This window comes from Paraburkholderia sp. Ac-20342, from assembly GCF_017104985.1.
Lineage (GTDB): Bacteria > Pseudomonadota > Gammaproteobacteria > Burkholderiales > Burkholderiaceae > Paraburkholderia.
The window spans coordinates 73591-89233 of record NZ_JAAGPQ010000027.1; the positions used below are offsets into that span (position 1 = coordinate 73591).

General features: G+C 68.9%; 11 protein-coding genes and 1 riboswitch. Of the genes, 5 read left to right on the top strand and 6 right to left on the bottom strand.

Annotated features, from left to right (window positions below; genetic code table 11):
- Positions 1–111 precede the first annotated feature (111 nt).
- Both G3N58_RS13695 and G3N58_RS13700 read left to right on the top strand, forming a co-directional pair.
- Positions 112–903: a class II aldolase/adducin family protein gene (locus G3N58_RS13695; RefSeq protein WP_167281764.1), complete on the top strand. Its 792-nt coding sequence runs from the start codon at positions 112–114 to the stop codon at positions 901–903.
- A 100-nt stretch (positions 904–1003) separates the two neighbouring features.
- Complete coding sequence (locus tag G3N58_RS13700; RefSeq protein WP_205999401.1) at positions 1004–1987, top strand: 2-dehydropantoate 2-reductase; 984 nt, start codon at positions 1004–1006, stop codon at positions 1985–1987.
- 113 nt (positions 1988–2100) lie between these two features.
- On the opposite strand, the gene G3N58_RS13705 is transcribed toward G3N58_RS13700, so the two are convergent.
- Both G3N58_RS13705 and G3N58_RS13710 read right to left on the bottom strand, forming a co-directional pair.
- Positions 2101–4083, bottom strand: coding sequence for an AI-2E family transporter (locus G3N58_RS13705; RefSeq protein ID WP_205999402.1), 1983 nt, complete (start codon positions 4081–4083; stop codon positions 2101–2103).
- Between the two features lie 172 nt (positions 4084–4255).
- On the bottom strand, positions 4256–5536 hold the full coding sequence (locus G3N58_RS13710; RefSeq protein ID WP_205999408.1) for a DUF445 family protein: 1281 nt from the start codon (positions 5534–5536) through the stop codon (positions 4256–4258).
- Positions 5537–5863: 327 nt separating this feature from the next.
- On the opposite strand from G3N58_RS13710, the gene G3N58_RS13715 reads away from it, so the two are divergent.
- Positions 5864–7048 (top strand): DNA repair exonuclease, encoded by a 1185-nt coding sequence (locus G3N58_RS13715; RefSeq protein ID WP_205999403.1) that lies wholly within the window; start codon positions 5864–5866, stop codon positions 7046–7048.
- A complete protein-coding gene (locus tag G3N58_RS13720) occupies positions 7045–9666 on the top strand; it encodes an AAA family ATPase (protein ID WP_205999404.1) in 2622 nt (873 codons plus the stop codon). Before G3N58_RS13715 ends, G3N58_RS13720 begins: the two co-directional genes overlap by 4 nt.
- A gap of 133 nt (positions 9667–9799) precedes the next feature.
- On the opposite strand, the gene cobJ is transcribed toward G3N58_RS13720, so the two are convergent.
- The 4 genes from cobJ to cobG are packed head-to-tail and all read right to left on the bottom strand — an operon-like array spanning position 9800 to position 14866.
- Positions 9800–11986, bottom strand: a complete 2187-nt coding sequence (gene cobJ, locus G3N58_RS13725; RefSeq protein WP_241017103.1) for a precorrin-3B C(17)-methyltransferase — start codon at positions 11984–11986, stop codon at positions 9800–9802.
- The gene (locus G3N58_RS13730) at positions 11974–12765 is read right to left on the bottom strand and encodes a precorrin-2 C(20)-methyltransferase (protein WP_240158915.1); all 792 of its coding nucleotides are present in this window, start codon (positions 12763–12765) and stop codon (positions 11974–11976) included. Before G3N58_RS13730 ends, cobJ begins: the two co-directional genes overlap by 13 nt.
- A complete protein-coding gene (locus G3N58_RS13735) occupies positions 12766–13392 on the bottom strand; it encodes a precorrin-8X methylmutase (RefSeq protein ID WP_205999405.1) in 627 nt (208 codons plus the stop codon).
- A complete protein-coding gene (cobG, locus tag G3N58_RS13740) occupies positions 13385–14866 on the bottom strand; it encodes a precorrin-3B synthase (RefSeq protein WP_205999406.1) in 1482 nt (493 codons plus the stop codon). Before cobG ends, G3N58_RS13735 begins: the two co-directional genes overlap by 8 nt.
- Before the next feature lie 137 nt (positions 14867–15003).
- A riboswitch (cobalamin riboswitch) is annotated at positions 15004–15183 on the bottom strand.
- A gap of 187 nt (positions 15184–15370) precedes the next feature.
- Between cobG and G3N58_RS13745 the strand changes: the two genes are divergently transcribed.
- A partial coding sequence (locus G3N58_RS13745) for an SAM-dependent methyltransferase (RefSeq protein WP_241017104.1) occupies positions 15371–15643 on the top strand: 273 nt, incomplete at its 3' end.

Consider the following 15643-nt stretch of genomic DNA (forward strand, 5'->3'; position numbering starts at 1 on the left):
CAGTATACCGCGCATGACGGCGGCGAATGGCGGCAGGTATCGACGGGCGGCGCCGCGGCATAACATGGCATGGCATGACGCAGCGCCGCCACGACAATCATGGAGACACGAATGACGACCCTCGAAACCCGGCCGGCGAGCGTAGCGCCATCCGCCGCCCTGCATCCCGACGAATGGCAGGCGCGCGTGCAGCTCGCCGCGTGCTATCGCATCTTCGACATGCTCGGCTGGACCGAGATGATCTACAACCACATTACGTTGCGCGTGCCGGCGAGCGTCGCCGGCAACGAGCGCCACTTCCTCATCAACCCGTTCGGGCTGCACTACAGCGAAGTGACCGCGCGCAATCTCGTGAAAATCGATGCGCACGGCCGCGTGCTCGACGGCTCGCCGCATCCGGTCAACCCGGCCGGCTTTGTCGTGCATGCGGCGATTCACGAAGGCATTCCCGAGGCGCACTGCGTGATGCACACGCATACGACAGCGGGTGTCGCCGTGGCCTGTCTCGAAGACGGCTTGCAGCAGACCAACTTCTATAGCGCACAACTGCACGAGCGCATTGCGTACCACGACTTCGAGGGCATTACGATTCATGCGGAAGAGGGGCCGCGTCTGCTCGAACATATCGGCAACCGCCAGGCGGTGATCCTGCGCAATCACGGCCTGCTTGCATGGGGCCACACGTTGCCGCAGACCTTCGCGATACTGTGGACGCTCAACCGCGCGTGCGAAATCCAGATGGCGACGTTTGCGATGGGCCGCGCGCGGCCGGTGCCCGAGGACGTGGCGGCCCGCTGCTCGCGCGATGCGCTGCAGTTCGACCCGCGCCACGGCGCGGGGCAGGACGTGTTCGATGCGCTGGTGCGGCGCGTCGATCGCATCGACGCGAGCTACCGGCAGTGAGCGCGTGATGGGCGCATGAGGAGCACATGACCCGTTCGAAGCCTCAACGCGGCAAGCAGGTCAAGAAACCCAGTCAGGAATCCACGCAAGGATTGAAGCGATGAAAGTAGCGATCTATGGCGCCGGCGCGATCGGCGGCTGGATGGGCGTGAAGCTCGCACAGGCCGGCCACGCGGTGAGCGTGGTGGCGCGCGGCGCGACGCTCGACGCATTGCGCCAGCACGGGCTGCGTCTGGTCGAAGGCGGCGTCGTGTTCGCCGAACAGGTCGAGGCGAGCGAGAATCCCGCCAGCCTCGGCGTGCAGGAACTCGTCGTGATCGCGGTGAAGGGACCGGCGATGGCGGCGGTGGCCGCGCGAATCGCGCCGCTGCTCGGCCCCGGCACGATCGTGCTGACGGCGATGAACGGCGTGCCGTGGTGGTTCTGCGACGGGCTCGGCAGCGGCTTCGGGCGGCAGCGCCTGACGTCGATCGACCCGGACGGCGCGATCGCGGCGGCGATTCCCGGCGCGCGGACGGTCGGCTGCGTCGTGCATGCGAGCTGCCTCGTCGATGCGCCCGGCGTGATCCGCCATCACCAGGGCAACGGGCTGATCGTCGGCGAGGCGTCGGGGCAGCCGAGCGAGCGCGTCGAACAGCTCGCGGCGCTGCTGAGGGCGGCCGGCTTCGATGCGTCGATGTCGGCGCAGATCCAGCGCGACGTCTGGTACAAGCTGTGGGGCAACATGACGATGAACCCGGTCAGCGCGCTCACGGGCGCGACGACGGACCGGATTCTCGGCGACGAACTCGTACGCGGCTTCGTCACGCAGATCATGCTCGAAGCGAAGGAGATCGGCGCGCGCTTCGGCATTCCGATCGAGCAGGCGCCCGACGATCGTCACGCGATCACGCTGAAGCTCGGCGCGATGAAAACCTCGATGTTGCAGGACGTGCAGGCGGGCAAGGCGGTCGAGCTCGACGCGCTGGTCGGGGCGGTACGCGAACTCGGGCAACTGACGCAGGTGCCGACGCCGTATACCGACGTATTGCTCGGGCTCGCGCGTTTGCAGGCGAGCACGTTGGGTTTGTATCCGAAGCAGTGAGGCAGTGAGGTAGTCAGGGTTCGAGGCGCGCAGACTCGAACCCTCGAGCGCGGTCTTGCCTGAAAACCGCGCGGTTTTTCATGCGGACTCGCCGCAATGAGTCCGCGCGCGCGTTACTCGGCCCCAGCCGCATGCACCGACGGCCGCATCGGCAGCTCGCCCGTCGCGGCGTGGCATTCCTCGATCATCGCCCGAAACGTGGGCGACGCCGGCAGGGCGCCGGCCGTTTCCAGTTCCGCGCCGTTACGTTCCGCCGGCTCGCTGATGCCGACGCCCACCACGAGCGTCGCGCGCGGCCGCCATTCGCGCGTGCGCCGCAGCATGTTGCGCAGATACGGCGGCGACTCGGGCGCATCGAGCGACACGATGCAGATGATCGACGCGTCCTTGTAGCTCGGCTCGTCGGCGTGAGCGCTGCGATAGCCGGAGTGCGTCGCCATCATCGGCGCGAAGCCCTGGCGGCCGAGCAGTTGCACCGCGATCGCGGTCGTCACTTCGTCGAACGCGCCGCGTCCGGGCACGCACAGCACCGCCGTTTTCGTCGCGTCCCGCGACTCGGGCGTTTGCGCCGGCACATGATCGCCGCGGTGTCCGGCCGCTTCCTGCGGCGCGCTGGCGAGCAGCGTGCCGCCCATCTCGGTGGCGTGGGTGGCGTGGGCCGCATCGGCGCGCGCGAGCGTATCCGGCAAGCCATCGGCGACTTCGAGGTTCTCGACGATATCGACGAGCGCGTCGTTGATCCGCTGCAACTGGTCCGGCATCAGCACGCCGCGCAGCGCATCGTTGCGCGCGAGCCGCAAGCCTTCGAGCGCGACCTTGTCGTAGTAGTCGATCAGCGACATCTCGCGCAGCAACCGCTCGGCCTGCACGATCGCCTCGTGCGGATCGTCGGCGAGCAGGCGCTGGTAGAAATTCTGCGCGGGCGTCAGCGCGGGCTGGTCGCCGAGCAGCACGGTGAGGAAGTTGAGGCGGTCGGCATAGCGCCCGAGCGTGACGACGCACAGCGTGAGCGGCGTCGACAGCACGAGCCCGATCGGTCCCCACAGCCAGCTCCAGAAGATCGCCGCGACCACCACCGCGAGCGGCGAGAGCCCCGAGCGATGGCCGTACAGCAGCGGCTCGGCAATCTGCCCGGCCACCACGTCGACGACGATGAACAGGATCAGCGTATAGACGGCCATCGTCCATTGCGGCTGGATCGCGGCCGCGAGAAACACGGCGAGGATCGCCGCGATCCAGATGCCGATATACGGCACGAAGCGCAGCAGCGCGGCGATCACGCCGAACAGCAGCGCGCCCGGCACGCCGATGATCGCCAGCCCGATCGCGATCACGCCGCCGGTGCTGAGGTTCACGCCGAGCTGCGCGACGAAGTAGCGGGACAGGCGCCCGGCGGCGTCGTTGATCGCCGTGGTCGTGCGGTGCAGGTCGCGTGAGCCGAACAGGCTGATGAGCCGGTCGCGCAGGTCCTCGCGCTGCAAAAGAATGAAGATCGTCACGACCAGCACGATGAAGCTCGTCTCGATCGGCGCGATGGCCGGCGACAGCGCGCGCTGCGCAAGCTGGATCGGCGTCGGCGCGGGCTCGTGCACCTCGACCGGTTGCGGCACCGCGGGCGCGTTGCGCGCGGCGCGGCCGGTAGGGTGCGGCGGAGCGGGGCGCGACGGCGCCATGCGCTGCAGCACGGAAGCGGTGCTGCTCATCAGCGAGTCGGCGCGGCCGACGGTTTTTTCCTGCACCGTTTCGATCTTCTGCTCGATCGCTTCCTGATACTGCGGCAGGGCGCCGGCCAGTTGCACGATCTGCGCGCCGATCAGCGCGCCGACCGCGAGCATCGAGGCGAGCGCGAACAGCACGGCGATGAAGATCGACGGCCACTGGCCCATGTGCAGGCGCCGCAGCATCTGCACGAGCGGCGCGAGCAGAAAGCTCAACAGCACCGACAGCGTGATCGGAATCAGCACCGCCCGGCCGAAGTAGAGTGCGCATACGACCACGACGCCGGTAATCAGCGACACGAGGCCATGCAGGCCTGGCGTGCCCGGCGGGTAAACGCGGTTCGGCGGCCGCTGCGGCGGCGGTAACGATATTTTCATGTGAACAGACATTCCGGTTGGAGCGCGCTGCCGGGGCGTTCCGGGAGATAACGGGGCAGCAAGACATATGCCTGAATTGTAGGCGGTTTGGCATGCCGCGAACCAGAGGCACGCATCGTAACGGAGCGGCGCGATGGGCTCGCTCGCGTTGGCCGATTCGCCGGCTCGCCAGCTAGCCGACCTGCATGCGCAGCAGCTCCAGCAGTTGCGAACTCGCATACAGCAAGAGCCCGATAAAGCCGCCGACGAGCGTCCCGTTGATGCGGATGTATTGCAGGTCCTTGCCGATGTTCAGTTCGATCTGCCGCGACATCTCGCGCGAGTCCCAGTTCTTCACCGTATCGCTGATATGACGCGTGAGGAACTGCGCGAAGTCGGGGGCCATCGCGCGCGCCGCGTCTTCGAGATGATCGTTCAGCGATTGCCGCAGCGCCGGGTCGCTTGCGAGTTCGCGGCCGATCCACTGGCCCATTGCCGCCACGCGCGCATGCAGCGCCGAGTCGGCGCTGTGCAGGTCGCGCTTGAGCCACGCGCGCAACTCGCTCCACATGTCCTTCACGTAGGCGCTGAACGCGTCGCCTTCGACAAGATAGCGCTTGAGCGCTTCGCCGTGCTGCAAAAACGCGGGATCGGTCTTCAGCTTCGCGATCAGCTTTCGCGCAGCCTCGTCGAACCGCTCGCGCAGCTCGTGCGCGGGATTCTCCGCGATCTGTTCGAGCATGCGGTTCGCGGCGCTCGCGATCGCGTCCGCGCCTTTCTCGCCGAGCCATGCCGAGGGCAGAATCTTCTCCATCTTCGGATACTCGCTCCTGACCCAATCGACGATGCGTGCCGCAATGAACTCGCGCGCGGGCGGCTCGCGCAGCAGTGCGATCAGCTGATCGAGCGCAGTGTCGAGCAGTTCCTGATGGCGGCCGTCGCGCGTGAGCGTGTCGAGCATCGCGCCCGTCGCTTGCGACAGATCGACCTTCGCGAGCACGTCGCGCAGCGCGTCGCGGATGAAGCTCTGGATGCGCGCGTCGTCGGCCACGTCGAGCATGCCGCCCGTCAGGCGCACGACGTAATCGCCGAGGCGCGCGGTATTGGCCGGCTCGGTGAGCCACAACGTGATGCTGCGCGCCGGGTCGTGGCGGCGGATCAGGCCGACGAGCGAGGGCACGTCGAGAAACTTGTCCTGCACGAAGACCGCGAGGTTATCGGCGATCTTGTGCTTGTTGCGCGGGATGATCGCGGTATGGCGCGCGACGAGCGGAAGCGGTACGCGCCGGAACAGCGCGGCGACGGCGAACCAGTCCGCGAGCGCGCCGACCATCGCGGCCTCGGCAATCGCCTTGATGCCGTCGATCCACACGCCGCGCGGCATGAACGCGGTCACGACGAAAACGCCGGCGGCCACGAGCAGCAGCAATAAGGGCGTGCGCCTGGCGCGCTTCAGTTCGGTGGTCTTGTCCATCGTCGGGGTGGTCCTGTCGGGCGAGGGCGGTGCGGTGCGGTACGGTGCGGGTGCCATGATGCGGCACGGCCGGCGCATGCGTCCAGCCGGCGTACGCGCGGCAGCTTCGGCAAGGTAACATTCGCGCTTGGACTCGCATGCGGCTGCGTCGAATGCGATGGCGCGCGCCGGGGCGTGATGCGGGTCGTGGCAAGGCACGCCGGCAAACCCGGCAGGACAACCATGCGGCGGCGCGACACACGGCGAAGCAGCGTAACAAAACGCGGTTCGGCGCAACGAACCACGATGCAGCATGGCACGAGGCAAGACAACCGCAACGAGGACCCAGTGAGCAGATTTCTACACACCGCGGATTGGCAGATCGGCACGCAGTTCGGCCAGTTCGAAGCGGACGAGACCGCGCATCTCGCACAGGCGCGCTTCGATACCGTGCGCCGCATCGCTGAGGAAGCGGCCGCGCGCAACGTCGATGCAGTGCTCGTCGCGGGCGACGTGTTCGATCTGCAAACGGTTTCGGACACGGTGATCCGGCGTCTGTTCGCGGCGCTGCAACCGTTCTCCGGGCCTTGGATCATGCTGCCCGGCAATCACGACGCCGCCCTCGTCGAAAGCGTGTGGACCCGCGCGCAGCGCCTGAACTGCATCGCGCCGAACGTGCGCGTCGTGCTCGAACCCGGCGTCGTGCTGCTCGACGCCTGCCGTTGCGCGCTGCTGTGCGCGCCGCTCACGCAACGCATCACCTACGACGACACCACCGCCTTCTTCGATACGGCCGAGACGCCGCCTGGCTATGCGCGCGTCGGGCTCGCGCATGGCAGCGTCGGCGGAATTCTGCAGGAGAGCATCGATTCGTCGAATCCGCTCGCGCCGACGCGTGCCGCGAGCGCGCGGCTCGACTATCTCGCGCTCGGCGACTGGCACGGCCATCTGCGTGTCGACGACCGTACGTGGTACGCGGGCACGCACGAGCAGGACCGCTTTCGCGCCAACGAGCCGGGTTTCGTGCTCGACGTGACGCTAGGCGAGGACGCGCCGCCGCGCGTCGAAGCGGTGCGGGTCGGGCAATACCGGTGGCATCGCTGGGACGAAACGATCTCGGTGCCGAGCGACGTCGAGGCCCTCAGGACGCGGCTCGCCGCGCTCGGCGCCGACGACGTGCTGCGGATCGAGGTCGGCGGCACGGCGGCGCTCGCCGATGCCGAGGCGCTGCGTGTCGCGGTCGAGGAAACCCGCGCCCGCGTGCGCGCGCTGCGGGCCGATCTTGGCGACCTGCACGTACTGCCCACCGCCGACGATCTCGCCGAACTCGGCGCGCAAAGCGGTTATCTGGCCAAGGTCGTCGCGCGGCTGCGCGGCTTGCAGGAAGACCCGCAGGGCGATCCGCAGCAGGCGCGGCACGCTGCCGAGGCGCTGTTGCTGCTCGCGCGTTTTCAACGCGAACAGCAGCCCGCGCGGCAACGTGAGACACATATGGCACATACTGCGCCGCAGCGCGAAGCGAGGTCCGCATGAAGCTGCAGCGCATTGCGATTCAGGAATTCAGGCAGTTCAGCGGGCGGCTCGTGATCGACGACCTGGCGCCCGGCCTCAATCTGTTCACGGGCCCGAACGAGGCCGGCAAGAGCACGATCGCGGAAGCCGTGCGCACGGTGTTTCTCGAACGCTATAAAGCCTCGCATCTGAAGGACCTGCTGCCGTGGGGGCTCGCGAGCGGACAACCGTCGGTGGAAGTGAGCTTCGATCTCGATGGCGAGGCGTGCCGTCTGTCGAAGCAGTTCGTCTCGCGGCAGCGCTGCGAACTGCGGATCGGCCAGGCCGTGTTCACCGAGGACGAAGCCGAGGACAAGCTCGCCGCGCTGCTCGGTTTTTCGCGCGCCGCGCGCGGGGCGATGAAGGCCGAGAACGCGGGCGTGCCCGGTCTGCTGTGGGTGCAGCAGGGCGGCACGCAGGAACTGCGCGATTCGACCGGGCATGCCGCGCAGTATCTGCGCGATGCGCTCGCGCAGTTGTCGGGCGGCAGCGACTCGGCCGGCGAGGATGCGCTGATCGCCGCCGTGCAGCGCGAATTGCGCCAGTTGCTGACCGCGCGCACGCAGAAATCGACCGGGCCGCTCGCCGAAGCCGAACAGAAGCTCGCGGCGCTCGTCGCGAGCCGCGACGAGTTGCAGCAGCAGCGCCAGCAGTTCGACGACAACATCGCGCGCCTCGCCGCGCAGCAGGAAGCGTTCGACGACGCCGGGCGCCGGCGGCCGTGGGAGCTTCACGAGCAGAAGGCCGCGCTGGCGCAGCAACGCGCGGCCGCGCTCGCGGAACTCGAACGCAGCGTAGAGGGGCTCGCGCAGTCGTTGCAGGTCGGCGAGGCCGAGCTGGCGTTGTCGGTGCAGCAGGAGCAGGGCGCGCTCGAACTCGAAGCGGCGGTCGCGCGCGAACGCGAACAGCTCGATGCGGCGCGCGCCGAAGTGGCCGCCGCGCAGAACGCGCATGCGCAGGCCGCGGGCGGCGTCGCGCAATTCGAGCAGGCTTCGGCCGAGGCGAGTCGCGCGCTCGAACTCGCCAACGCGGCCGTGACCGCCGCCGATCTGCGCAGCCAGATCGAGCTTTATCGCGCGGAAAGCACGCGTCTCGACGCGTCGATTGTGGAAGCGGACAAGGCGAACGAAGCGGTGCTGCAAGCCGCGCGCGAGGCGGCGGCGCTCGAAATCGACGAGGCGCGGCTGAAGCGGCTCGTCGCGCTCGACGGCGAATTGACCGTGCTGCGCGCGCGCACCGAAGCGGCGATGACGCGCATCGAGTATCGGCTCGACGGCGAGTTGAGCGTCGGCGAGGCGCGCATCAGCGGCACGGGCGTGTTGCGTGTCGACGAGGAAAAGCGCATCGGCCTGGGCGAACTCGGCGAATTGCGCGTGATTCCGGGCGTGTCCGATCTGCCGGCGCAATTGTCGGAACTGGCGTCGCTCGAAGCACAGCATGCGCAGTTGTTGCAGACGCTCGGCGTCGCGTCGGCGGGCGATGCGCAGGCGCGGCACGAGCGCTGGAAAGCGTCGCTCGCGCAGCAGAAGCGCCACGCGGAAATTCTGCGGGTTCACGCGCCGCAGGGCATCGATGCGTTGCGCGCGGCGCTGGCCTCGACGGCCGCGCGTTTGCAGGCATCGAGCGAGCGGCTTGCGGGCTTGCCCGACGTGTCCGCCGCACCGCCGCTCGACGACGCGCGCCGCCACGCCGACCTCGCGCGCGACGCGCTGGATGCGTCGCGCAAGGTGCTCGCGCAGGCTGCCGAAGCGCGCTCGACCGGCGTCGCGCGGGCCGATTCGCTGGCCGCGCAGCTACAGCGCAAGGAAGCGCAACTCGCCGACGATGCGTTTCGCCGCAACCGCGCGCAATGGCAGGCGAATCTTGTCGCGCAGCGCGTGAAGGTCGATGCATTGCGTCAGCAGCGCGAGGGCCGCGAGCGCGAACTCGATGCGGCGCGTCTCGACGATCCGGCCGCCGAGGCGAAGCGCTATCGCGCGTCGGCGGAGCTTGCGCGCAGCGAGCAGCACGAGCGTCAGGTGCGGATCGCGCAACTGCGCAGCCAGTTGGAGACGATGGGCGCGTCCGGTCTCGGCGAACGGCTGGCGGCGCTCGACGCGCAGATCGAGCAGGCCACGCGCCGCAAGGACGAGCTGAGCCTGCGCGCGGGCGCGCTGAGTTTGCTCGACGAGGTGCTTGTCGACGAACGCGATGCGGCGGTGGCGCAACTGCGCGCGCCGTTGACCGAGCGGCTGGGCCACTACCTGAAGCGGATTTTTCCGCAAGCGAGCCTCGCGCTCGGCGACGACCTGAGTCCCGCGGCGCTCGATCGCGCGGGCCGCGAGGAACTGCTCGACGCGCTCAGCTTCGGCACGCGCGAACAGCTCGGCATCCTGACGCGGCTCGCCTACGCGGACCTGCTTCAGTCGTCGGGCCGGCCAACCCTGTTAATGTTCGACGATGCGGCTGTGCATACCGACGCATCGCGGCGCGATGCGCTCAAGCGCGCGCTGATCGACGCGGCCACGCGGCACCAGATTCTGGTGTTCACATGTCATCCGGAGTTGTGGGACGACCTCGGGGTCAGGCAGCGAGCGGTCGAGGATCTGAAGGTGGCGTGAGCGGGGTGAGGCAGGGCCAATCGGGACGAGGCGGGACGAAGCGAGGAGCGAGCAGTGAGGCGAGAAGCGACGCGAAAAGCGAGGGGACGTGCTTCCCGCAGGTCTCGTGCGGGTTTTGTACAGGCGCGCCCGCCTACTCGTACCAGCGCGGCGTGTAAACCCACTGCGCGCCGTCGGCCCCGCAAGCAAACCTTCGCGTCAGCGATGAGCCGACGATCACCATCGTGCGCATGTCCACGTCCGACGAACGCAACTCGCCAAGCGTGAGCGTGCGCAGCGTGCCGCCGGGCCGGCCGATGTCGCGGCCGAGCACGACCTCGGTCGATGCCGCGCGATACTCCCGCACGATGTCGAGCGCCTTGTCCAGTTGCCACGGGCGCGCGCGCGAAATCGGGTTGTAGAACGCCATCACGAGATCGGCTTCGGCCGCGTGACGCAGGCGTTTTTCGATGATCGTCCACGGCTTCAGGTTGTCCGACAGCGACAGCATGCAGAAGTCGTGGCCAAGCGGCGCGCCGGCTTGCGCGGCGGTCGCGAGCGCGGCCGAGACGCCCGGCACGATCGACAGTTCGACGGTGGCCCAGGCGTCGTCGCGCGAGGCGTCGAGCGCTTCGAGCACGGCCGCCGCCATCGCGAACACGCCGGGGTCGCCCGAGGACACCATCACGACCGCACGGCCCTCGCTCGCGAGTTCGAACGCGTGGCGCGCGCGCTGCATTTCCTCGCGATTGTCGGTGCCGTGCACGCGCTGATCCGCGCGCAGCGGGCCGGCCATTTTCACGTAGGTGTCGTAGCCGAGGATGTCGGTGGCCTCGTTCAATGCCGTGCGCGCGGCCGGGGCCAGCAGGTCGGCGCGGCCGGGGCCGAGGCCGATCACGGTCAGGCGGCCGCGCGCTTGGCCGATGGTCGCGGGATCGATGGCGAGCGGGGTGAGGGCGAGAGCGAGGGCGATGGGGGGATGGGCGTGCGGCGCCTCGTGAGATGTTTCGTGCGGCGTGTTGTGAGCCGCTGCGTCTGGTGTGTTGGGTATGGCTTCATTCAGCGTCTTATGCGGGACGCGCAGCGAAGCATGCAGCAATGCCTCGGGGGTTGAGCGATCCGCCGCGGAGCTTGCGTCGGCGAAGCGCAGCGGCACGTTCAGGAGCGCCGCGGCTTGCGCCAGCGCGGGGTGGGTCATGCTCGCGGTCGGCGCGAGCAAGGCCGCTAGCGACAGCGCGGCGAGGCCGTGTGCGTCGAGGGCTGCACGTACGTGTGCGGCGATCGCTTCGGCGGATTGGGTAACGGACTCGGCCGGGGCGCTGTCAGCCATCGCGGCAGGCTGAGCGGTAGTGCGGCCTGTATGGGCGTTGGCTTCGGCGGTAGCGGTCGCAATAGAGGTCGCAGCAGCACTGTCAGTTGCCGTGCCGCTCGCGTTATCGCTGGCTTTGGCCTTGGCGTGACCGGCATCGCCACCGGTTTCCTCAGCCGCGCCGGCAGTACGAGCCTGCGCTTGCTCAGCAGCATCGGTACTGCCCCACGCATCCGCCAGCACCACCGCCGCCACCACGCTCCGTGGATGAATCACCAGTTCATCCACGCGGCCATCCCACGCATGCGGCGTCACGCGAATCGCGAGCCGTGCGTGGGCATCGCGCGGCAGTTGCGCGTCGTCGAGCCACGGCGCCTCGCCTTCGATGCGCGTGCTTGCCCCCGCGAGCAGATCCGACACGAAGCGCTTGCCTTGACCCAGATCGGCGAGCGCATAGCCCTCGGGCGGATTGAGCACGCAGGTGCCGAAGCGCAACTCGCCGCTCGTCGTGATCGCGGGCTGCACGGTCAGGGCCGTGGCGATTTCGCGCGCCATCACGTTGACGCCCGCGAGGCCGCCGAGCAGCGGTACGACCGCGCTGCCGTCCTCGGCGACCGCGAGTACCGGCGGCTCCGCGCCCTTGTTCGACAGCAACGGCGCGAGACAGCGGATCACGATACCGGCCGCGCACAGCACGACGATCGGCGTGCCGCGCGTATAGAGTTCGCGCAGGTGCGCGCCGAGTTCAGTGTAGGCGACGTCGGCCCCGCCCCCGACCCCTACGCGGCCTTGCAGCGCGTGGATTTCGCAGCGAGCGGGAGCGGAGAGAACAGGTTGAACGCTGCGATCGACGGCAGCCGTACCGCGAGCAGCGTCGGCATCGCCGTCACGGGCGGCGTCGGCGCCGTGTGTCGCCTCAGCGTCGCACATAGCCTGTGCGCCGCGCCTCTCATAAACCGCCCGAATCCGCCGCGCGGTTTCCAGCGCCCCCGCGCCGAGAATCACGATGGCCGGCACGTTCATCCTTGCCATTTTTGCCCCGGCACGACAAGCAGCGAAAAATACGGCGAGGCCATCGGATCGACCTCGGCAAGCGGCACGATGCGCTGATTGCCCATCGTCGCGCGTTCGACGTAGAGCGCGCGCCCGGCGAGTCCGAGGTCGTCGAGCACGCGCCGCACCTTGTCGAAATTGCGGCCGAGTTTCATGACGACGGCGGCGTCGGCATCGGCGAGACGGCGGCGCAATTCGTCCTCGGGCAGCACGCCCGAGAGCACCGAGAGGCTCTGGTTGCGATACACGAGCGGCGCGCCGAGCACGGCCGCGCCGCCGAGCATCGAGCACACGCCCGGCACGACTTCGCTGTCGTAGCGCGCGGCCAGCCGGTCGTGCAGGTACATGTACGAGCCGTAGAAAAACGGATCGCCCTCGCAGATCACGGCGACGTCGCGGCCCGCGTCGAGATGGCCGGCGACGATTTCGGCGGCCGTGTCGTAGAAGTCCGCGATGATCGCTTCATACGACAGCGGCGGTTCGAGCGCCTCGGTCGTGACCGGATAGACGAGCGGCAGATGCTGCTGCGCCTCGTCCAGATGCGCCTCGACAATACCGAACGCGTTGCCTTTCTTGCCCTTCGCGACGAAGTACGCAACCACCGGCGCGGCCTTCAGCAAACGCAGCGCCTTCAGCGTGATGAGTTCGGGGTCGCCGGGGCCGACGCCGATGCCGAACAGCCGGCCCCGGGTTGCCGTATGCCGTGTCGCCAGGGAGGTCGCTTGAGTTGTCGTTTGAGTCGTCACCTGTGCCGTCATTTACTCGATCTCCGTTGCGAGCGCGTTGACCGCCGCGGCCGCCATCGCGCTGCCGCCGCGCCGTCCGTGCACGACCACGTAGGGCACGCCGCGGCTGTTTTCCGCGAGCGCCGCCTTCGATTCCACCGCGCCGACGAAGCCGACCGGAAAGCCGAGAATCAGCGCGGGCTGCGGCGCGCCCGCATCGAGCATGTCGAGCAGATGGAACAGCGCGGTCGGCGCATTGCCGATCACGACGACGCTGCCGGCGAGGTGCGGGCGCCACAGCTCGAGCGCGGCGGCCGAGCGCGTATTGCCGATCTCGCGCGCGAGCGCGGGCACGTTCATGTGCGTGAGCGTGCAGATCACCGCATTGTCGGCGGGCAGCCGCGCGCGCGTGATGCCCTGCGCAACCATGCCCGCGTCGCACAGGATCGGCGCGCCTTGCGCGAGCGCCACGCGGCCCGCCGTGCCCGCGCCGGCGGAGAACGCGAGGTCGTCGATCACGTCGACCATGCCGCACGCGTGGATCACGCGCACCGCGAGTTTTTCGAGGTCGGCGGGGATACGCGACAGGTCGGCCTCGGCGCGAATCGTCGCGAAGGATTGGCGATAGATCTCCTGACCGTCGCGGATGTAATCAAGCATCGGGTTTATTCCTGACGAGACGCGCGAGCAGGTCGGCGGCCTCGTCGATCGTCAGTGGGGGGGCGACGCAGTGGCCGAAACCGGAGCGGCCGTCGCGTCGATAAAGGTCGTAGACGCCGGGCGCGGCGGCGAGCAGCGTGTACGGCGTGCAATGCGCGGCCGCGCACGAGCGCGGGCAGCCGCTCAGATGCACGTCGACGCCGGCGGGCAGTCGCGCGGCCAGTTGCAGCGCGTCGGCCTTGGTGTCGGCGAGACTCTTCGCGCAGCCTGGCGAGCCGGTGCAGGCGATCACGTGCGTGATGGCTTGGGCGGGATCGCAGGCGAGGCCGAGCGCGCCTAGCTGCGCGAGGACGGCAGGCACGGCCTGCGTCGGGATGTCGGGCAGCAGCACGCTTTGCCACGGGGTGATGCGCAGCGTGCCGTTGCCGTATTGCTGTGCGAGCGCGCCGAGGCCCTGCAGCGCCGCGGCGCTCAGACGCCCGAGCGGCGGCTGGCCGCCGACGTGCCAGGTGTTGGCGTCGCGTTGGGCGTGTGCGCCGAGGCGCAGCGAGGCGTCGGCGCCGGGAGCGCGTTGCCAGCGCGCGAGCGAGGCGTCGCGGGCGAGCGGGAAATCGACGTAGCGCTGCGCGTGTTCGAGGATCGCGTCGGCGGAGTGCGTGGCGAGCAGGTCGCGCATGCGGGTGGCGTTGGTGTCGGCGAGATCGAGGAACGTGTGCAGCAGCGCGCGTACCAGCGCCAGCACATGCGATGGCGCAACGGCGGCGAGGGGGCCGGTGCCGGTGAGGCCGCGGTAAGGGTCCGCTCCCGCACCAGGACCAGGGTCCGTGCCGTCTACCGGGCATCCCGCGAGCCCGAACACGAAGCGCACGCCGCCTTCATCCGCCGACGCCGCGAGCCACACATCGTGCGGATGATCGACCCGCGCGAGCCGTTCGCCGCCGTCGAGCAGCAGGGCGAATTTCGGCGACAACGCCGCGAAGCGCGCCTCGTCTTGCAGCAGCGCGAGCAATTTGGCGCACAACGGCCTCGTATCGATCAACGCAGACGGATCGCGGCCGGCGGCGGGGCTGGTCATCACGTTGCGGATGTCGTCGGCGAAACCGAGAGCGGTGGTGTCCGGAGGAGCGTTTGCGTCGTTCGCGTCGAGCGGGGAAGAGCAAGAGCCAGTGGCCGAACCGGAAGCAGGAGCAAAAGCAGGATCAAAAGCGCACAGAGAACCCGCCCCCGGCCCCAACCCCGCTTCGATCAACTCTCCGCTCAACGCCGCCTCATGCCGCTCGCGCACGCTGCGCAGCTGCAGATTCGCGCGATTGGTCAACTCGATCACGCCGTTCGCGTGCCGCGTGCTCGCCTCGGCGATCGCGCGCGCCTGCGCGGCGCCGAGTTCGCCGCCCGGCAGCTTGATCCGGCAGAGGCCGCCGTCGCGCGCGGCGACGATGCGCAGCAGCCCCGGACACGCCGAGGGCCGCGACATCGGAAGCGCGTGGGGCAAAACGGTTGAGGGCGAAGCTCGATTCAAGACGGACACCGGGAATAGCGTCGCGCAACGGCCCGAGCAGGCCGCGTCGCGGACCTTGCTGCGGCATCGGTACACCCCGCCCGATGTTGGCTGGCACGAACAGTTGCGCCGGCAGGTCTCCTGGCTCGCAGGTCATGGTCCGCCGCGGCCTTCCCGGTCGAACCAGTGGCGCGTGGCGCAGGCGGACTCGCTGCATACAGTTGCGGGGGCAGCCACATCGTTACTGTGTTCCCTCTTGGGCCCCGAAGGGCGCCGGCGGCTGTATTATGCCTTTTTTCGAACCGCGCAACGAGGCTGGGCGCTTTGACTGGCGCGCCTCGGCGCGCTTTCGAAGGCTTCGCCGGCCGCGCTGCCGGACGTCTTTCGTAGGCGTTTCGGGCATGCTTTGAGCCTGTTTTTGAGCCTGTTCCAAGCGCCTTTTCAACCGCTTTTCCAACGACAAACGATGAGGATGGATGCATGCCGGCATGGCTGACCGTGGTGGGCATTGGCGACGACGGCTTCGCCGGATTGGGACGGCCCGCGCGGCGTGCTTTGCTTGGCGCCTCGGTGGTGTATGGCGGCGAGCGGCATCTCGCGATGCTGCCGGCGCGGCTTGCCGCGCGCCGCGCGGCATGGCCGCGTCCGTTCGATCTCGCGCCGCTGCTCGCCGAGCGTCCGCACGCGGTGTGCGTGCTGGCGAGCGGCGACCCGATGCTGTTCGGCGTCGGCGCGACGCTCGCGCGGCAGTTG